This window comes from Streptomyces sp. NPDC048419, assembly GCF_043200415.1.
Taxonomy (GTDB): Bacteria; Actinomycetota; Actinomycetes; order Streptomycetales; family Streptomycetaceae; genus Streptomyces.
The window spans coordinates 902,080-922,050 of record NZ_JBICXT010000001.1; the positions used below are offsets into that span (position 1 = coordinate 902,080).

At 69.3% G+C, this 19,971-nt stretch carries 13 protein-coding genes, 1 tRNA gene and 1 rRNA gene; 3 read left to right on the forward strand and 12 right to left on the reverse strand.

Annotated features, from left to right (window positions below; genetic code table 11):
- Positions 1-42 precede the first annotated feature (42 nt).
- On the forward strand, positions 43-879 hold the full coding sequence (locus tag ACGFYN_RS03885) for an Fpg/Nei family DNA glycosylase (RefSeq protein WP_393864117.1): 837 nt from the start codon (positions 43-45) through the stop codon (positions 877-879).
- A 32-nt stretch (positions 880-911) separates the two neighbouring features.
- Entirely contained in the window at positions 912-1,676 is a 765-nt protein-coding gene (locus ACGFYN_RS03890; RefSeq protein WP_393864118.1) for an SDR family NAD(P)-dependent oxidoreductase, read from the forward strand.
- On the opposite strand, the gene ACGFYN_RS03895 is transcribed toward ACGFYN_RS03890, so the two are convergent.
- The 9 genes from ACGFYN_RS03895 to ACGFYN_RS03935 all read right to left on the reverse strand — a co-directional run bounded on the left by ACGFYN_RS03895 (position 1,624) and on the right by ACGFYN_RS03935 (position 15,748).
- Positions 1,624-1,890, reverse strand: a complete 267-nt coding sequence (locus ACGFYN_RS03895) for a hypothetical protein (protein WP_393864119.1) — start codon at positions 1,888-1,890, stop codon at positions 1,624-1,626. The two genes, ACGFYN_RS03890 and ACGFYN_RS03895, sit on opposite strands and share 53 nt — an antisense overlap.
- Positions 1,891-2,142: 252 nt before the next feature.
- Positions 2,143-2,517, reverse strand: a complete 375-nt coding sequence (locus ACGFYN_RS03900; protein ID WP_016432287.1) for a helix-turn-helix domain-containing protein — start codon at positions 2,515-2,517, stop codon at positions 2,143-2,145.
- 109 nt (positions 2,518-2,626) lie between these two features.
- Positions 2,627-3,172, reverse strand: a complete 546-nt coding sequence (locus ACGFYN_RS03905; RefSeq protein ID WP_393864120.1) for a CinA family protein — start codon at positions 3,170-3,172, stop codon at positions 2,627-2,629.
- Positions 3,169-3,888: a CDP-diacylglycerol--glycerol-3-phosphate 3-phosphatidyltransferase gene (gene pgsA / locus ACGFYN_RS03910; protein WP_393864121.1), complete on the reverse strand. Its 720-nt coding sequence runs from the start codon at positions 3,886-3,888 to the stop codon at positions 3,169-3,171. Before pgsA ends, ACGFYN_RS03905 begins: the two co-directional genes overlap by 4 nt.
- Entirely contained in the window at positions 3,885-5,354 is a 1,470-nt protein-coding gene (gene rimO / locus ACGFYN_RS03915; protein ID WP_393864122.1) for a 30S ribosomal protein S12 methylthiotransferase RimO, read from the reverse strand. The genes pgsA and rimO overlap by 4 nt, the downstream gene beginning before the upstream one ends.
- A gap of 83 nt (positions 5,355-5,437) precedes the next feature.
- Complete coding sequence (locus ACGFYN_RS03920; RefSeq protein WP_393864123.1) at positions 5,438-6,277, reverse strand: helix-turn-helix domain-containing protein; 840 nt, start codon at positions 6,275-6,277, stop codon at positions 5,438-5,440.
- A gap of 244 nt (positions 6,278-6,521) precedes the next feature.
- Entirely contained in the window at positions 6,522-9,230 is a 2,709-nt protein-coding gene (locus ACGFYN_RS03925; RefSeq protein WP_393864124.1) for a DNA translocase FtsK, read from the reverse strand.
- 124 nt (positions 9,231-9,354) lie between these two features.
- Positions 9,355-10,038 (reverse strand): two-component system response regulator, encoded by a 684-nt coding sequence (locus tag ACGFYN_RS03930; RefSeq protein WP_393864125.1) that lies wholly within the window; start codon positions 10,036-10,038, stop codon positions 9,355-9,357.
- 244 nt (positions 10,039-10,282) lie between these two features.
- Positions 10,283-15,748, reverse strand: a complete 5,466-nt coding sequence (locus ACGFYN_RS03935) for a HAMP domain-containing protein (RefSeq protein WP_393864126.1) — start codon at positions 15,746-15,748, stop codon at positions 10,283-10,285.
- 376 nt (positions 15,749-16,124) lie between these two features.
- Here ACGFYN_RS03935 and ACGFYN_RS03940 point away from each other — a divergent pair, with 376 nt between their 5' ends.
- The gene (locus tag ACGFYN_RS03940; RefSeq protein WP_393864127.1) at positions 16,125-18,878 is read left to right on the forward strand and encodes a SpoIIE family protein phosphatase; all 2,754 of its coding nucleotides are present in this window, start codon (positions 16,125-16,127) and stop codon (positions 18,876-18,878) included.
- Between the two features lie 52 nt (positions 18,879-18,930).
- Here ACGFYN_RS03940 and ACGFYN_RS03945 read toward each other — a convergent pair.
- The 3 genes from ACGFYN_RS03945 to rrf all read right to left on the reverse strand — a co-directional run.
- Positions 18,931-19,006: transfer RNA gene (locus ACGFYN_RS03945), tRNA-Thr, on the reverse strand.
- Between the two features lie 96 nt (positions 19,007-19,102).
- Complete coding sequence (locus ACGFYN_RS03950) at positions 19,103-19,765, reverse strand: DegT/DnrJ/EryC1/StrS family aminotransferase (protein ID WP_393864154.1); 663 nt, start codon at positions 19,763-19,765, stop codon at positions 19,103-19,105.
- A 114-nt stretch (positions 19,766-19,879) separates the two neighbouring features.
- A 5S ribosomal RNA gene (gene rrf, locus ACGFYN_RS03955) occupies positions 19,880-19,971 on the reverse strand; the annotation flags it as partial.

Consider the following 19,971-nt stretch of genomic DNA (forward strand, 5'->3'; position numbering starts at 1 on the left):
CGCCGTCCACCGCACGGGCACGCACCGTGCAACCCTTGACCCATGCCCGAAGGAGACACGGTCTGGCAGGCCGCGAGGCGGTTGCATGTCGCCCTCGCGGGCAGGGTGCTGACGCGCAGCGATCTCCGGGTGCCCAGGTTCGCCACGGCGGACCTCACGGGCCGCACCGTCCTGGACGTCACTCCGCACGGCAAGCACCTGCTGGCCCGTATCGAGGGCGGCCTGACGCTCCACTCGCATCTGAAGATGGACGGCTCCTGGAAGGTGTTCGCGAACGGCCGGCGCTGGACAGGCGGCCCCTCCCACCAGATCCGCGCCATCCTGGGCAACACGGACCTCACAGCGGTGGGCTACCGCCTCCCCGTCCTGGAGCTCATGCGGACCGCCGACGAGCAGCGCGTCGTCGGGCACCTCGGCCCCGACCTCCTCGGCCCGGACTGGGACCCGGAGCAGGCGCTCGCCAACCTCCTCGCCGACCCCGCCCGCCCCCTCGGCGAGGCCCTGCTCGACCAGCGCAATCTCGCCGGGATCGGCAACGTCTACAAGAGCGAGCTCTGCTTCCTGCTCGGCGTCACCCCGTGGCTCCCCGTCGGCGCGCTGCCCGCCGACCGCGCCGCGAAGCTGCCCGAGCTGGCCAAGCGGCTCCTGGAGGCCAACCGCGAACGCCCGGTCCGCACGACGACGGGCAGCCGCGGCCAGGACCTGTTCGTCTACGGCCGCGCACCCCGCCCCTGTCTGCGTTGCCGCACGTCGATCCGCGTCGCCGAGCAGGGCGACGGCTCCCGCGAACGCCCCACCTACTGGTGCCCCCACTGCCAGACAGGACCGGCCCCGAGCGCCTCCCGAAGCTCCAGAACTCCACGCCGTACGACTAATTGACGATCCGTCAGAAACCCTCGTACCGTCCCTACATGCCCGTCAAGGCGTACGACCTCACCGGACGCACCGCATTCGTCACCGGGGCCGGCGGCGGCATCGGCCGTGCCTCGGCCGTGCTGCTCGCCGAAGCCGGCGCCACCGTCCACTGCGCCGACCGCGACGCGGAGGGCCTGCACGAGACCGCGACGCTCATCAAGGACGGCGGCGGCACCGCCCGCACCCACCAGCTCGACGTCACCGACCGCGCGCAGCTCAGAGGGGCCGTCGAGTCCTGCGGACGCCTGGACGTGATGGCCGCGATCGCCGGGATCATGCACACCAGCCCGGTCCTGGAGACCCGGGACGAGGATTTCGACCGGGTGCTGAGCGTCAACTTCAAGGGGGTGCTGTACGCCTGCCAGGAGGCCGCACGCCTGATGCTCGAAGGGAAGACCGGCGGCAGCATCGTCACCATGGCCTCGGGCGCCGTCGACACCGGCCGCCCCGGACTGCTCTGCTACGGCGTGGCCAAGGCGGCCGTCGTCCAGCTGACGAAGACCCTGGCGAACGAGGTCGGCCGGCACGGGATCCGGGTCAACGCGGTCGCGCCCGGCTGGATCCGCACCCCCATGACCGACCGCCACGAGGCCGGGGCACAGGCGCAGACCGAGGCGACGATGGCCCGCATGGCGCCGCTGGGCCGGGTCGGCGAACCCTTGGACGTGGCCCACAGTGTGCTGTATCTGGCCTCCGACGCGTCGTCCTTCACCACGGGCCAGATCCTGCGCCCGAACGGCGGGGTGGCGATGCCGTGGTAGCCGGAGCGGCCCGCCGGCGCTCAAGCCCCACGACCCCGGCCGCCCGCGCCTTCGGCACGCAGTGCACCGGCAGCAGGCTCAGTCCCCATCCCCCGGCGGCGACCGCCCCTTCCAGCACCCCGGCGCCCGGCGCGAACGCCAGCCGCAGCACGGCCCACCACCACAGCACCCCGAGCCCGAGAAACGCCCCCCGGCGCACTATCGGCCGTGCCATGGACGCCACCTCCAGCCCCGAAGCCAGACCGCCTTCACCCCCAAGGAGGGCATACCGACGGCACATGGGCGCAACGCACCGCAAGCCTCCACCATGACCGCCCCCGGCCGCACCGGCAAACGGACCGGGAGGGCCGTAGGAGAAGTTCCGGAAACGCGAAAACCCCGACCGCTCCTCTCCAGTTCCCCCTGGAGAGACCCCGGCCGGGGCCTTGCACGTGCATGTCGGCTCACGCAGTCACGCGCGTGATCGTCACGCGGCGACCACGTCCACCGCCTCGGCGGGTGCCTTGATGGTCACCCGTTCCGGCGGCACGCCGGTCACTGAAACGGAACCCAGCATCGGACGAACCGGCGCGGGTACAGACTCGGTGGCCGCAGCAGACTGGGCCAGCTCGGCGAGGGCGAGCTCGTCGCTCACTTCTCGCATGAGCTCGGACATCCGTACGTCCAACGCGTCGCAGATGGCGGAGAGCAGCTCGGAGGAAGCCTCCTTCTGCCCCCGCTCCACCTCGGAGAGATAGCCGAGTGAGACTCGGGCGGACGAGGAGACTTCGCGCAGAGTACGGCCCTGGCGCTGGCGCTGCCGACGCAGCACGTCACCCAGCAGGCGACGGAGCAGAATCATCGGTGGCTCCCTCCTCGGACCGTGTAACCGCATCCTTCACGCCCCACCGTACCGCCTCGCGCTGCGGCCGTGCGGGGAGCGATGTCGTGTTCACTCAGGGCTGCAAACATCAAAACCCCCCGTTCTGTTCCGTATCCTGTGCCAGCTGATTCCCGGTCTGTTCGCCCGCAAGCTCCTTCAGAAGCAGTGCGAGTACGCTCCGTACACTCTCCATACGAATTTCCGCGCGGTCGCCGTTCAACCGCAGGGCCTCTACTTTTCCGCCACCGGCAGAATCACAATCCCTTCCGCGGGGCCCGGCCACGGCCACGAACACCGTCCCGACGGGCTTGCCGTCCTGCGGTTCCGGGCCTGCCACACCGGTGGTCGCCAGGCCCCAGTCGGCGCCGAGCGCCTTGCGCACTCCCACCGCCATCTGGGCCGCGACCTGCGGATCCACCGCTCCGCGCTGTGCGAGCAAGGAGGCGTCGACGCCCAGCAGCTGATGCTTGAGCTCGGTGGCGTAGGCCGTCACCGAACCGCGGAATGCCTTGGAGGCCCCGGGCACCGTGGTGATGTCCGCCGCGACCAGTCCGCCGGTGAGCGACTCGGCGACCGCGAGGGTCTCGCCCCTCACTGTCAGTAGTCGTACGACGTCGGCAGCCGGAGAACTCACCCTTGCGTCTCCTCCAACGCGGCCTTGCGCTCCGCGATTCCCTGCCCGCGCAGCACAATGGCCTGTCTCACATAGTCGAGCCCGGTCACCACGGTCAGGACGACCGCCGCCGCCATCACCCACCACCTCAGGGTGGCCAGCCAGCCCGTCAGCGCCAGGATGTACATCCCGACGGCCACGCCCTGGACGAGCGTCTTGAGTTTGCCGCCGCGGCTGGCCGGGATGACGCCGTACCGGATGACGAGGAAACGCAGCAGCGTGATGCCGAGTTCCCGACCGAGGATGACGATCGTCACCCACCACGGCAGGTCGCCCAGCCCGGAGAGGCAGATCAGCGCCGCCCCCATGATCGCCTTGTCGGCGATGGGGTCGGCGATCTTGCCGAAGTCGGTGACGAGGTTGTAGGTGCGCGCCAGATGACCGTCGAACAGGTCAGTGATCATGGCGATGGCGAAGGCCGCCCAGGCGAGGGAGCGCCACGCCGGGTCGTACCCGCCATCGGCCAGCATCAGCGCGACGAAGCCGGGCACCAGCAGCAGCCGGAGCATGGTGAGCAGGTTGGCGACGTTCCAGACGCTGGCCTGGTTCACGGCCGCGGCCGCCAGCTTCCCGCCCCTCGGGGACCGGTCCGTCTGCCGGTCGGAGGCGGCGGGGCCGGGCGACGAGGACTCCGCCTTGGAGGAGCCGTTCGCCGCCGATGCCGGTACTCCGGTCATCTGCCCGCCTCCTCACTACATCCGAGCGGGCCCGCCAGGGGCTCGGCCACCAGATCGACACCTTCCGTGCCGACCACCTTCGCCTCGACGATACGGCCGGGCTCGAGACCCTCGCCGCTCGTGAGCAGAACCTGTCCGTCCGTCTCCGGCGCCTGGTGCGCGCCGCGCCCGCGGACACCGTCCTCGTCCACGGACTCCACGAGGACGTGCACCGTCTCGCCCATGCGCTCTTCGGAACGCTGCGAGACGAGCTCCTCGGCCAGCCGGGAGACACGTGCCAGCCGCTCGGCCACGACGTCCTCGTCCAGCTTGTTCTCGTACGTCGCCGCCTCCGTGCCCTCCTCGTCGGAGTAGCCGAAGACGCCGATGGCATCCAGCCGCGCGCCGTTCAGGAACCGCTCCAGCTCCGCGAGGTCGGCCTCGCTCTCGCCCGGGAAGCCGACGATGAAGTTCGAGCGGACGCCCGCCTGGGGCGCCTTGCCGCGGATGGTGTCGAGCAGTTCCAGGAAGCGGTCGGTGTCGCCGAAGCGGCGCATGGCGCGCAGCACGTCGGGCGCGGAGTGCTGGAAGGAGAGGTCGAAGTAGGGGGCGACCTTCGGCGTCGAGGTCAGTACCTCGATCAGGCCCGGGCGCATCTCGGCCGGCTGGAGGTAGCTGACGCGCACGCGCTCGATGCCGTCGACCTCCGCCAGGTCCGGCAGCAGCGACTCCAGCAGGCGGATGTCGCCGAGGTCCTTGCCGTAGGAGGTGTTGTTCTCGGAGACCAGCATGATCTCCTTCACACCCTGCTCGGCCAGCCAGCGCGTCTCGTTCAGCACGTCGCTCGGGCGGCGGGAGATGAAGGAGCCGCGGAAGGACGGGATGGCGCAGAAGGAGCAGCGCCGGTCGCAGCCGGAGGCGAGCTTCACCGAGGCGACAGGCGAGCCGTCGAGCCGGCGGCGCAGGGGCGCGCGGGGGCCGGAGGCGGGCGCCAGCCCCTCCGGCAGGTCCACGGGGCCGTGCCCGGGCAGCGCGACCTCGGCCGCGGACTCCTGGCGCTCGGCGGGGCTGATCGGCAGCAGCTTGCGCCGGTCACGCGGGGTGTGGGAGGCGTGGATGCCGCCGCCGAGGATGGTCCGCAGGCGGTCGGAGATGTCCGTGTAGTCGTCGAAGCCAAGCACGCCGTCGGCCTCGGGGAGGGCCTCGGCGAGCTCCTTGCCGTACCGCTCGGCCATGCAGCCCACCGCCACGACGGCCTGGGTTCTGCCCTGTCCCTTGAGGTCGTTGGCCTCCAGGAGGGCGTCGACGGAGTCCTTCTTGGCGGCTTCCACGAAGCCACAGGTGTTGACGACCGCGACGTCCGCTTCCGCGGCGTCCTCCACGAGGTCCCAGCCGTCCGCCTCCAAGCGGCCTGCGAGCTCCTCCGAGTCCACCTCGTTACGGGCGCAGCCAAGGGTGACGAGTGCGACGGTACGGCGTTCAGGCATGCGCTCAAGACTACTTTGTCTCTCCGACAGCCCACGTCGACGGGGCTGGCGATCTTCGCCGGCCCCGCGGCACCGCGTCAGGCCTAGCCGACCTGCGGGTCGCCCTTCGTGTACGTCAGACGCTCCACCGCGCCGGGCTGGAAGTCGTTCTCGACCTTCTTGCCGTTGACGAAGAGCTGGATCGAGCCCGCGTCACCGAGGACGAGGTTGATCTTCTCGCTGTCCTGGAAGGTCTTGGAGTCGCCCTGCTTGAGGAGCCCGTCGAACAGGAGCCGGCCGTTGTGGTCCTTGGCCGAGATCCAGCTGCGGCCGTCGGCGGCGCTCACCTGGACGGTCACCTTGTCCTGGGGCGCGGCCGCGATGGCGCTGTCCGAGGGGTTCGTCGTCGGGTTGTCGGACTTGCTCTTCTTGGGCGTGGGCGAGGCGGCCTTGCTGGTCGTGGGCGTCGATCCCTCGGCGACCTGCGTCTTGCCGCCGCCGTCGTCGCCGCCCTTGAACGCGGTGAACCCGACGAAGCCGACCACCGCGACGATCGCGGCGACCATGGCCGCGGTCCAGTTGGGTCCGCGCCGCTCGGGGCGGATGCGTTCCGCCTCGAAGAGGGGGGCCGCCGGGGTCGGCGTGGGACGGCCGCCGTGGTCGGCGTCGTACTGCGCAAGCAGCGGGGCCGGATCGAGACGGACGGCTTTGGCCAGGGTCCGGATGTGGCCCCGGGCGTAGACGTCTCCGCCGCAGGGGGCGAAGTCGTCCGCTTCCATGGCGTGCACGATCGAGATCCGGACCCGGGTGGCGTTGGTGACGTCGTCGACGGTCAGCCCGGCCGCGATACGGGCCTGCCGAAGGGCATGACCGATGGAGAGGCGGGCTTCCTCGCGATCGTCTTCGAACGGACGCTCGTCTTCAGGAGAGTTGCCGATGGACACGGGGGCGCCTTTCGAGCGTTAAGCCACCTGTGCTGGAGGTTCAGTCTATGGGGGGTACAAATGGGTGGGGCAACCGGACGGCGGAGCTTGTTAGCCCATCGGTATGGCCGGACACGCCGATGGTTGTGTACACGCTTGTCGCTTCCCTCAACTTGACGTACGCCGAAGGGAAACGGTTGCTCAATGATCCCTTACGGGTGAGTCACGATCCGACATCGCTCGCCCCTTTGATCGGACCTTTGCCTCAAGCCTCCCCGCGGATCACCGCGAGCACTCCGTCCAGCTCATCAGACTTCACAAGAACGTCACGAGCCTTCGAACCTTCACTGGGCCCGACGATGTTCCTCGACTCCATCAGGTCCATGAGCCGCCCGGCCTTGGCGAAGCCGACGCGCAGCTTGCGCTGGAGCATGGACGTCGAGCCGAACTGCGTGGAGACCACCAGTTCGGCCGCCTGGCACAGCAGGTCGAGGTCGTCGCCGATCTCCTCGTCGATCTCCTTCTTCTGCTTGGTGCCCACGGTGACGTCGTCCCGGAAGACCGGCGCCATCTGGTCCTTGCAGTGCTGGACGACGACGGCGACCTCCTCCTCGGTCACGAAAGCGCCCTGCATACGGGTCGGCTTGTTCGCGCCCATCGGCAGGAACAGCCCGTCGCCCTTGCCGATCAGCTTCTCGGCGCCGGGCTGGTCGAGGATGACCCGGCTGTCGGCGAGCGAGGAGGTGGCGAAGGCGAGCCGCGAGGGCACGTTCGCCTTGATGAGACCGGTGACGACGTCGACCGACGGCCGCTGCGTGGCCAGCACCAGGTGGATGCCGGCCGCGCGCGCGAGCTGCGTGATGCGCACGATCGCGTCCTCGACGTCACGCGGGGCGACCATCATCAGGTCGGCGAGCTCGTCGACGATCACCAGCAGATACGGGTACGGCTGGAGCTCGCGCTCGCTGCCCTCCGGCGGCTTCACCTTGCCGTTGCGCACGGCCTCGTTGAAGTCGTCGATGTGCCGGAAGCCGTACGCCGCCAGGTCGTCGTAGCGGAGGTCCATCTCCCGTACGACCCACTGGAGCGCCTCGGCGGCCCGCTTCGGGTTGGTGATGATCGGCGTGATCAGGTGCGGAATGCCTTCGTAGGCGGTCAGTTCGACCCGCTTGGGGTCGACGAGAACCATCCGGACGTCCTCGGGAGTCGCGCGGACCATGATGGACGTGATCAGGCAGTTGATGCACGAGGACTTGCCGGAACCGGTGGCGCCGGCCACCAGCACGTGCGGCATCTTCGCCAGGTTGGCCATCACGTAGCCGCCCTCGACGTCCTTGCCGAGCGCGACCAGCATCGGGTGGTCGTCCTCGGCGGCCGCCGCGAGGCGCAGCACGTCGCCGAGGTTGACCATCTCCCGGTCGGTGTTGGGGATTTCGATGCCGACCGCGGACTTGCCCGGGATCGGGCTGATGATCCGCACGTCCGGGCTGGCGACGGCGTAGGCGATGTTCTTCGTCAGCGCGGTGATGCGCTCGACCTTCACGGCGGGGCCGAGTTCGACCTCGTAGCGCGTGACCGTCGGTCCGCGCGTGAAGCCGGTGACGGCGGCGTCGACCTTGAACTCGGAGAAGACGTTCGTGAGTGAGGCGACCACCGCGTCGTTGGCGGCGCTGCGCACCTTGCCGGGGCCGCCGCGCTCGAGGAGGTCGAGCGAGGGCAGGGAGTAGGTGATGTCCCCGGACAGCTGGAGCTGCTCGGCGCGCGGCGGCAGGTCGCCGGGCGCCTCGGGCGCGGGCTTGGTGAGGTCCGCGACCTCGACCTTCAGCTTCTCCTGCTTGGGGCGGGCCGCCGGGACGGCCTTCGAAGCCGGAACCGGCGTCGGCGTGCTCTCCTCGCGGTCCCCGACGCTCACGCCCTGGGTGAGATCGGCGACGACCGGCGAGGGGGGCATGCCGTGCATGACCGCGCCGTCGAGCGCGGCTGCGGCCGCCGCGGCGACGTCCACGGCGTCCATGGGACGCGCCATGTCCGGCTGCGGCACCGCGGAGCGCCTGGGGCGGCCACGGCGCTTGGAGAGGGCCTCCTGCTCGGCCGTGTCGGGGTCGTAGGACTCCGGGGCCGGACCGCGCTTGCGCGAGCGCGCGGGCAGCCCGTCACGCCACTGGTCGTCGTAGCGCTGTTCGTCCTCGGTGAAGTCGTCGTCCTCGGGGTCGTGCAGGACGCCGAGCTTCACGCCGAGCAGCCGCAGCCGCTGCGGGATGGCGTTGACCGGGGTGGCCGTGACGACGAGCAGACCGAAGATCGTCAGCAGCACCAGCAGCGGTACGGCGAGCACCTCGCCCATCGTGTACGTCAGCGGCGTCGCCGCGCCCCAGCCGATGAGCCCGCCGGCGTCCCTTATGGCCTGCATGCCGTCGCTGCGCGCGGGCGCGCCGCAGGCGATGTGGACCTGGCCGAGCACGCCGATGACGAGCGCGGACAGGCCGATCACGATGCGGCCGTTGGCCTCGGGCTGCTCGGGATGCCGGATGAAGCGCACGGCGATGACCGCGAGCAGTATCGGTACGAGGAGGTCGAGACGGCCGAAGGAACCGGTCACCAGGATCTCGACGAGATCGCCGACCGGGCCGCGCAGATCGGCCCAGGTGCCCGCGGCGACGATCAGCGCGATGCCGAACAGCAGCAGCGCGACACCGTCCTTGCGGTGCGCCGGGTCGAGGTTCTTGGCGCCGTTCCCTATGCCCCGGAACACGGCGCCGACGGCGTGCGCGAGGCCCAACCAGAGGGCGCGCACAAGCCTGTAGATGCCGCCGGTCGGACTCGGTGCCGGCTTCGGGGGCGGCGCCGCCTTCCTCGCGGCGGGTTTCCTGGCGGTCGGCTTCTTCGCCGGAGCCTTCTTCGCAGCGGCCTTCTTCGCCGGAGCCGCCGCCTTCTTCGCGGGCTGCTTCTTGGCAGCGGAGGGACGTGAGGCCATAGATGTGAGGTTACCGGTGGAGACGGCAACCGACACGTGTGCCCACTGCTTCACCCGTTCGTGTCGCTTTGGAGCGGGCGCGGAACTGACGCGTCCTCATGCGCAACTGGTGCGCGCCGGAACGTCAGTTCTGCGAGGACACCGGCGACGTACTGCCGGCACCCGGTTCCAGAGCGTCCAGCGCCCGCCGCAAACCCGTCAGTTTGCGTTCGAGATGGGCCGCGGTCGCCACCGCCGCCGCATCCGCCGACTCGTCGTCCAGTTGCTTGGACAGTGCCTCGGCCTGCTCCTCGACCGCCGCGAGCCGCGCGGACAGCTCGGCGAGCAGACCGGCAGGCTCCTTGGCGTCGCCGACCGCGACCTTGCCACCGCCGCCCTCCAACTGGAGCCGCAGCAGCGCCGCCTGCTCCCGCAGCTGGCAGTTCTTCATGTACAGCTCGACGAAGACGGAGACCTTGGCGCGCAGCACCCAGGGGTCGAACGGCTTCGAGATGTAGTCCACCGCGCCGGCCGCATACCCCCGGAAGGTGTGGTGCGGCCCGTGGTTGATCGCGGTGAGGAAGATGATCGGGATGTCCCGGGTCCGTTCTCGCCGCTTGATGTGCGCGGCTGTTTCGAAACCGTCCATGCCCGGCATCTGCACGTCCAGCAGAATGACCGCGAAGTCGTCCGTGAGCAGTGCTTTGAGCGCTTCCTCCCCGGACGATGCCCGCACCAGCGTCTGATCGAGCGCCGAGAGGATGGCCTCCAGCGCCAGCAGATTCTCCGGCCGGTCATCGACCAGGAGGATCTTGGCCTTCTGCACCATGGCCCGCCCTCCTCGCCCCGGCTGTGCACCGGGCGCCGCCCCTGGGGACGACTCCCTTTCGCCGCCCGTCCTTGTGCCGGTCATCGTAGCCGCACCCCGCTCGTCGCCACACCCTGTCACCGCGATGTCACTGTGCACGTAGCAGAAACGTAGCGGGGGACCAGAAGGTTCCCCGAATCCCGTACTTCTACACGGCATCGGCCACACTGAGTCAGCAACTCCGAGTGAACATCGATGGTTCCCGTCACTCCTCTCGCATCCACTGTTCCATCACCGACAGCAGGTGATCGGGGTCCACCGGTTTGGTCACATAGTCGGAAGCGCCCGACTCGATCGCCTTCTCCCGGTCGCCCTTCATCGCCTTCGCCGTCAGCGCGATGATCGGCAGGCCCGCGAACTGCGGCATCCTGCGGATCGCCGTCGTCGTCGCGTACCCGTCCATCTCCGGCATCATGATGTCCATCAGGACGACCGCGACATCGTCGTGCTGCTCCAGGACCTCGATGCCCTCGCGGCCGTTCTCGGCGTACAGCACCGAGAGACCGTGCTGCTCCAGGACGCTGGTCAACGCGAACACATTACGGATGTCGTCGTCCACGATCAGCACCTTCTGGCCGCCGAACCGGACGCCGCGGTACGACTGCGGCGCGGTCTTCTGCTCGGCCGACCACTGCTCCGGGGCAGCGGTGATCTGCTCCGCGTCGAGGCTCCGGCGACGGCGCCTGAAGAGTGCGGCGGCGCCGTTCTGCGTCTCGCGGTACGACTTCACCTCGGCCGGTGTCTCGATCTCCGCCTGGGCGAGCTGGGCCAGGTCCGAGGCGGCCACCAGATCTCCCGCCTCCAGGGCCGGCAGCGCCTGCTGATAGCCCTGCGGCGGCAGTTCGCTCGGATGCAGAGGCAAATACAGCGTGAACGTCGAACCGCGCCCCGGTTCGCTCTGTGCGTGGATCTCACCGCCGAGCAGCTGGGCGATCTCCCGGGAGATCGACAGCCCCAGGCCGGTGCCGCCGTACTTGCGGCTGGTCGTGCCGTCCGCCTGCTTGAACGCCTCGAAGATCACCCGCATCTTGCTGGCGGCGATGCCGATACCGGTGTCGGTGACCGAGAACGCGATCAGGCCCGCGTCCGGATCGCTCAGCGAGCCGGTCTCGAGCAGCTGCTCCTTGATCCTCGCCGGGACGTCCCGGCCGGCCGGCCGGATCACCAGCTCGACCGAACCGGAGTCGGTGAACTTCACCGCGTTCGACAGCAGGTTCCGCAGCACCTGGAGCAGCCGCTGCTCGTCGGTGTGCAGCGTGGCGGGCAGCTCGGGAGAGACCCGTACGGACAGGTCCAGGCCCTTCTCCGCGGTCAGCGGCCGGAACGTGGCCTCCACGTAGTCGACGAGCTGGACGAGCGCGATACGCGTCGGGGAGACGTCCATCTTGCCCGCCTCGACCTTCGACAGGTCGAGGATGTCGTTGATCAGCTGGAGCAGGTCGGACCCCGCGCCATGGATGGTCTCGGCGAACTCGACCTGCTTCGGCGTGAGGTTCGCGTCCGCGTTGTCCGCGAGCAACTTGGCCAGAATCAGCAGTGAGTTGAGCGGCGTACGCAGCTCGTGGGACATGTTGGCGAGGAACTCGCTCTTGTAGCGCATGGAGACCGCGAGCTGCTCGGCACGCTCCTCCAGGACCTGCCGCGCCTCCTCGATCTCGGTGTTCTTCACCTCGATGTCCCGATTCTGCTGGGCCAACAGCTCGGCCTTCTCCTCGAGTTCGGCGTTGGACGCCTGGAGGGCCTTCTGCCGGTTCTCCAACTCGGCCGAGCGCTCACGCAGTTGCTCGGTCAGCTCCTGCGACTGCTTCAGCAGCTGCTCGGTCTTGGTGTTGACCGAGATGGTGTTGACGCTGGTCGCGATCATCTCGGCGATCTGGTTGAGGAAGTCCTTCTGGATCTGCGTGAACGGCGTGAACGAGGCCAGCTCGATGATGCCGAGCACCTTGCCCTCGAACAGCACGGGAAGGACGATCACCTGCGCGGGCGGCGCCTCGCCGAGGCCGGAGGAGATCTTCAGGTAGCCGCTGGGCGCGTTCTCCACCAGGATCGTGCGCTTCTCCTCGGCGGCCGTCCCGATCAGCGCCTCGCCCGGCCGGAACGACGTCGGCATGGAGCCCATCGAGTAGCCGTAGGACCCCAGCATGCGCAGTTCGTACGCGTCCTCGCTCTCGGCACTGAGGTCCTTGCCGTCGACCAACGGCATCGCCACGAAGAACGCGCCGTGCTGTGCGGAGACCACCGGCGTCAGCTCGCTCATGATCAGCGAGGCCACGTCCTGCAGGTCGCGCCGGCCCTGCATCAGCGCGGAGATGCGGGCGAGGTTGCCCTTGAGCCAGTCCTGCTCCTTGTTGGCGATGGTGGTGTCGCGCAGGTTGGCGATCATCTTGTTGATGTAGTCCTGCAGCTCCTGGATCTCGCCGGACGCGTCGACGTCGATCTTGAGGTTCAGGTCGCCGCGGGTCACCGCGGTCGCCACGCGCGCGATGGCGCGCACCTGCCGGGTGAGGTTCCCGGCCATCTCGTTCACTGACTCGGTCAGGTCGCGCCAGGTTCCGTCGACGTCACGCACGCGTGCCTGCCCGCCGAGCGCACCCTCGGTACCCACCTCGCGGGCCACCCGGGTGACCTCCTCGGCGAAGCTGGACAGCTGGTCGACCATCGTGTTGATCGTCGTCTTGAGCTCGAGGATCTCGCCGCGGGCGTCAATGTCGATCTTCTTGGTCAGGTCACCCTTGGCGATGGCCGTGGTGACCATGGCGATGTTGCGCACCTGACCGGTCAGGTTGGACGCCATCTGGTTCACGGACTCGGTGAGGTCCTTCCACGTGCCGGACACACCCGGTACGTGCGCCTGGCCGCCGAGGATGCCGTCCGTGCCCACCTCGCGGGCCACCTTGGTGACCTGGTCGGCGAACGAACTCAGCGTCTTCACCATGGTGTTGAAGGTGTCGGCGAGCTGCGCGACCTCTCCGCGCGCCTCGATCGTCACGGTCCGCGTCAGATCGCCGTTGGCGACCGCCGCCGCGACCTGGGAGATGTTGCGCACCTGCACGGTCAGGTTCTTGGCCATGAGGTTGACGTTGTCGCTGAGGTCCTTCCAGATGCCGACGACGCCCGGTACGTGCGCCTGGCCGCCGAGGATGCCCTCGGTGCCCACCTCGCGGGCCACCCGGGTCACCTGCTCGGCGAAGCTGGACAGCTGATCAACCATCGTGTTGACCGTCGTGACGAGCTCAAGGATCTCGCCCTTCGCGTCAACAGTGATCTTCTTCGACAGGTCACCCTTGGCGACCGCGGTCGTGACCTCGGCGATGTTGCGCACCTGGATGGTCAGGTTGTTCGCCATGAAGTTCACGGACTGCGTGAGGTCCTTCCAGGTGCCGGATACACCCTGGACCTCGGCCTGACCGCCGAGCTGGCCCTCCGTGCCCACCTCACGGGCGACCCTGGTGACCTCCTCCGCGAACGACGACAGCTGGTCGACCATCGTGTTCAGCGTGTTCTTCAGCTCAAGGATCTCCCCGCGCGCGTCCACAGTGATCTTCTGCGACAGGTCACCGCGGGCCACCGCGGTGGCGACCTGGGCGATGTTGCGCACCTGGGCCGTGAGGTTCCCGGCCATGCCGTTCACGGAATCCGTCAGGTCCCGCCACACGCCGGCGACGCCGGGCACCTGCGCCTGACCGCCGAGGCGGCCCTCGGTGCCCACCTCGCGGGCCACCCGGGTCACCTGGTCGGCGAACCCGGAGAGCTGGTCGACCATCGTGTTGATGGTGTTCTTGAGCTCAAGGATCTCGCCGCGCGCGTCCACGTCGATCTTCTGCGACAGGTCACCGCGGGCCACCGCGGTCGTGACCTGGGCGATGTTGCGCACCTGGCCCGTCAGGTTCCCCGCCATGCCGTTGACGGAGTCGGTGAGCTCCTTCCACGTACCGGCGACGCCCGGTACGACCGCCTGACCGCCGAGGCGGCCCTCCGTGCCCACGTCCCGGGCCATCCGCGTCACCTGGTCGGCGAAGGAGGACAGCTGGTCCACCATCGTGTTCACGGTGTTCTTCAGCTGGAGCATCTCGCCGGAGACGTCCACGGTGACCTTCTGCGACAGATCACCGTTGGCCACGGCCGTCGTCACCTGGGCGATGTTGCGGACCTGCCCGGTGAGGTTGCGGAATGCAGTGTTGACGGAGTCGGTCAAGTCTTTCCATGTACCGGCGGCACCCGGCACCTGCGCCTGCCCGCCCAGCTCACCCTCGACGCCGACCTCGCGCGCCACGCGCGTGACCTCGGAACCGAAGGACGACAGCTGGTCCACCATCCCGTTGACGGTGTTCTTCAGCTCGAGCATCTCGCCGGCCACGTCGACGGTGACCTTCTGGGAGAGATCACCGTTGGCCACGGCGGTCGTCACCGCGGCGATGTCCCGCACCTGGGTCGTGAGGTTCCGGAAGACCGTGTTGACGGAGTCCGTCAGGTCCTTCCAGGTACCGGCGGCGCCCGGCACGTTCGCCTGACCGCCCAGCTGCCCCGCGGCACCGACCTCGTTGGCCACGCGGGTGACCTCGTCCGCGAAGATCCGCAGCGTCTCGGTCATCTGGTTGATCGTGTCGGCGAGCTGCGCGACCTCGCCACGTGCCGACACGGTGACCTTCTGCGACAGATCGCCGTTGGCGACCGCGGTGGTCACCTGGGAGATGCCGCGCACCTGGGCCGTGAGGTTGCCGGCCATGAGGTTCACCGAATCGGTGAGGTCCTTCCACACACCGGCCACACCCGGCACCCGCGCCTGGCCGCCGAGCTCGCCCTCGGTGCCCACCTCGCGCGCGACCCGCGTCACCTCGGAGGAGAACGACGACAGCTGGTCGACCATCGTGTTGACGGTGTTCTTCAGCTCCAGCATCTCGCCGGCGACATGAACGGTGACCTTCCGCGACAGGTCGCCCTTGGCCACCGCGGTCGTCACCAGGGCGATGTCCCGCACCTGGGCCGTCAGCCGGTATGCCATGGTGTTGACGGAGTCCGTGAGGTCCTTCCACGAACCCGACATGCCACGCACGCGTGCCTGCCCGCCCAGCTTGCCCTCGGTGCCCACCTCGCTGGCCACGCGCGTGACCTCGTCGGTGAACGTCGACAGCTGGTCGACGAGATTGTTGACCGTACGGCCGACCTTGAGGAACTCCCCGCGCAGCGGATGCCCGGTCCCGTCGGACGCCTGCGTCCGCAGCTCCATGCGCGGCGACAGATCACCCTCGGCCACCGCCGTGAGCACCCGTCCGACCTCGGAGACGGGCCGTACGAGGTCGTCCACGAGGGCGTTGGACGCCTCGATGGCGGCGGCCCAGGAACCCTCGTAGGCGCCCGTCTCCAGCCGCTCCGTGAGCTTGCCCTCGCGGCCCACCATGCGCCGCACCCGCGACAGCTCACCGGTCAGATGCAGATTGCGGTCGGCCACCTCGTTGAAAACGGCAGCAATCTCCGACATCACGCCGTCCCCGGACACCGTGAGCCGCTTCCGGAAGTTCCCGTCGCGCATCGACACAAGAGCCGCCAGCAGTCGGTTCAGGGACGCCGTGTCCACTGAAGTGGTGCCGCCACGCGGTTTGCGTTGATTACTCAGGGACTGTCCGCCTTTCGCGCGCGTTTTAGTGCCCCGCGTCGCTGCGCCAGACTCCACTGTGTCCCTCCCGCAGGGGTCGACCGTTACTGCTGTGCTCCGGTACTTCCGTTCGACGTACCAGTTACTACTGCGTATTCCTGCCGGATATACCAGGCCGCACCCCGGGCTGCTGCCCACTGCGTGTGGAAGTCACTCGGCCTGCCCGGACCTTCACAAGAAGCTTGCCCAGTGTTTCACCCTGCTTGAACCCGGCCATAACAGTTCGGCAGCTTCGCACATCGTCCGCACACCCTCTGGGCGGAAACACTGCAGACCGGCATCCGCATGGACGGCGAAGGTAAGTAACCTTGCATGCGGCTGTCCAGCCGTGCCGGTCCGTCCGGCCTGGGCGGTGGCACGAGTACGAGCGGGCATCGGAGGGCGGCCGCACAACATGACCACCGGACTGATCCCGGGGGAGCAGCCCCCGGACCCCCGGCCGACGGGCGCTCTGCCGCATCAGCGGCACGAGCCGGTCGGCCAGGCAGCCCTGCCCGTCGACAACCGGACGAGGAGTTCTGTGATCACCGCGCGTGCGGCCGCCACCTTCGAGCCCGTCGGGCGATCGGTCGCGACCGCCCGCTCGTTCGTCCGTGACACTCTCCAGGGCTGGGGCTTCGCCGACATCGTCGACGACGCCGTGGTCCTGACCAGCGAACTCGTCACGAACGCCGTCGTCCACGCGGGCACCTCCGCCGACGTTCTGTGTCTGCGCAGTGACGAAGGCGTACGGATCGAGGTCGCCGACCGCTACCCCGAGCGCGAGATCCCCCTCCAGGGCTCCCCCGTCAACATGGGCAACCCCGACCGCGAGGGCGGCCGCGGCCTCCAGCTCTGCGCGGCCCTGGCCGGCCGCTGGGGCGTCGAGTACACGCCCACGCACAAGCAGGTCTGGTTCCAGCTGGACCTCCCCGCACGCGCGGTCGGCACCCGCGCCGCGGGCCCGTCCCTGCCCTCCGCCCTCCTCCCGGTCGCCGACGGCCGGGTCCGCGTCGCGGTCGTCCAGATCGACCGCACAGGCTCCATCGCGGCCTGGAACGAGGACGCGGAGGAGCTCTTCGGCTACGCGGCCGAACAGGTCACCGGCAAGCCCCTCACCGACCTCGCCGCCTGGCCGCACACCCCGGGCACCAGCACGGGCATCGCGGAGGCGCTCCAACTCTCCCGCTGGGAGGGCAGTTACGGCATCAGAGATGCCGGCGGCCGCGTCCTCCCGGTCTACGCCTCGCACCTCCGCGTCCGCGACACGGGCGGCGAGCCCTCCACGGTCTGCCTCCTCGTCCGGGACCACGAACGGGCCGTTCTCCAGACCCCGTTGCGCATGCCCGCCTCGGACACCGTCACCAACGCCGAGGGCCAGAGCAACGACCCCTTCGAGGTCTTCATCGGCTCCCCCGCCCCGGACGACCTCGACGGCCTCCTGCAGCGCACGGTCGAGCGCGCCCGCGACATGCTCGACGCCGACTCCGCCTTCCTGCTCCTTGCGACCGACGACGAAACGGAGTTGGAGGTCCGCGCCTCCACCGGCCTGCCCTCCGCCCGCCAGCGCTTCGCGCGCGTGCCCGTCGAGGCGGGCCCCGGCCGCTACGGCTCGGCCCGCATGCCGGCCGTCCACGACGACCTCTCGGCCGTGCCCGGCGCCGTCCCGCTCCTCAGCGGCACCGGCATGCGCTCGGTCGTCACGGTCCCCCTGAAGGTCGAGGGACGGCTCACCGGCTCCCTGGGCGTGGCCGCCGAGGGCGCGGGCAGATACTCCAACGAGGAGGCCCTGCGCCTCCAATTCGCCGCCGACCGCATCGCGTTGGCCGTCGAGTCGGCCCGCCTCGGCGAACTGGAACGCCTGCGCCGAGGCTCCCTGAGCTTCCTCGTCGAGGCCTCCGACCTCCTCGCCGGCACCCTGGACCGCGACCAGACCCTCGCCCTGATGGCGCAGATGACGGTCCCCACCCTTGCCACCTGGTGCGCCGTCTACACGATCGCCGACCAGGCCTCCGAGCCGTACCTTTCGTACGTCCTGCACGAGGACGAGGAACTCATCGACGGCATCAAGTCGTTGCTCTCCAAGGTCCCGCCGCCCGATCCGGTACCGACCCCCGGCGCCCGTGTCTGGACGGCCCCCGGCGAGGTCGCCCACCAGGCGGCCCTGCGCAGTTCCATGCGCAGCCTGGGCCTCAGCGGCGGCCCGACCCGCCAGATCGCCTCGGGGATCGGTCCCACGCTCGCCACGGCGTCCGCCGTGGGCGGCGAGACCGTCGTCCTCCCCCTGGTGGCGCGCAACCGCGTCATCGGCATGCTGACGCTCGGCAAGCCCACCGACGAGCACTTCCGCCAGGAAATCCTGGAACTGGCCGAGGACTTGAGCCGCCGAGCGGCCCTGGCACTGGACAACGCCCGCTTGTACTCGGAGCGCACCGCCATCAGCCAGTCCCTCCAGCGCAGCCTCCTGCCGCCCGAGCTCCCCGAGATCGGCGGCGTAGAGGTCGAGGTCATCTACCGCGCGGCCGGCGAGGGCAACGAGGTCGGCGGCGACTTCTACGACCTCTTCCCGATCAGCGACGGCGCCTACGGCTTCGCCATCGGCGACGTCTGCGGCACGGGCCCCAACGCGGCTGCGGTGACCGGCCTCGCCCGGCACGCCCTGCGGCTCCTGGCCCGCGAGGGCCTCAGCGGCCCGGCGGTCCTGGAGCGATTGAACTCGGCCATTCTCGACGAGGGCGCCCGCAGCCGCTTCCTGACGCTTCTCTACGGCGAGTTGAGGCCTCAGGAGGACGGCAGCGCACAGCTCAAAGTGGTCTGCGCCGGCCACCCGCTCCCTCTGCGCCTGCGCCAGGACGGCACGGTCGAGCCGGCCGCCGAACCCCAGCCGCTCCTCGGCGTCATGGACGATCTCGAGCTCTACGAGCAGACGGTCACCCTCGACCCGGGCGACGTCCTCCTCTGCGTCACGGACGGCGTCACGGAGCGCCGCGAGGGCACGCGCATGCTGGGCGACGACGGTCTGGCCGACGTCCTCACGACCTGCACGGGCCTCACGGCCGGTGCGGTCGCGGCCCGCATCATGCGCGCGGTCGAGCGCTTCGCGTCCGACGCCCCGTCTGACGACATGGCCATCCTGGCGATGCGGGTGCCGGGCCTGCACAAGGACTGAGCAGCCCCCGAACACGCAGAAGGCCCCGCCCAATTGGGCGGGGCCTTTCGACTGGAGCCCCCAAACGGAATCGAACCGTTGACCTTCTCCTTACCATGGAGACGCTCTACCGACTGAGCTATAGGGGCCTGTCACCTTTTCGGGTTCCCCCCGCGGCGACGGAATAGATCATACCCCGTAGGGACGGGTGCTCCCAACCGCCTGATCCCGTCCCGAACGCCTGCTCAGAAGGCAGGCTGGAGCAGTCCGCCCAGCGCATTGCACGCGCCGACGATCCGCTGCATGTCCCGCTTCGTCAACGCGGCGTCCACCGGCAGTGCCAGCGTCTCGTCCGCCGCCCGCTCGGTCTCCGGCAGCGACACACAACGGCGGAATTCCGGCAGCCGGTGCACCGGCGTCTTCACCGGCACCTTGGCCTCAACTCCCCTGGCCCGCACGGCCCGCGCGAAAGCGTCCCGGTCCGGCCGCCCATTGCCCGGCACCCGCACGACGTACTGCTGATAGGTGTGCCCGTCACCACCGTCGGGCGTGCGTACACCCCTCAACTTGGCGTCGAGGTAGGTGGCCCGCTCCCTGCGCTGGGCCACTTCGTCGTACGGCACCTCGGACTCGCCTTGTTCCAGCACCAGGAGCCCGTGCCTCTGGCCCACTCCATGCAGGCGCGCGATGTCGGCCGGCCGGCCGAAGCGGTGGACGACAACGACCGCCGCCGTCCGCGGAGTTACGGCCGCCTCGGCGGCGGACGGATCGATGCAGTACGTCACCGGATCTATGTCGGCGAACACCGGCAGCGCTCCGGCCATGATGACGGCCTGAGCGACCTCGACGTTCCCGAAGGCCGGCACGACGACCTCGTCACCGAGTCCTACGCCGGCGGCCCTGAGCATTGCAGCAGTACCCATAGTCCGGATGGTCGTTGCGCAACGTGAACTTCAAGTGACGCAGAACAAAAAAGGGTTGGACCCCGAACCGAAGTTCAGGATCCAACCCTTTGAATAATTGTTCGGCGGCGTCCTACTCTCCCACAGGGTCCCCCCTGCAGTACCATCGGCGCTGTAAGGCTTAGCTTCCGGGTTCGAAATGTAACCGGGCG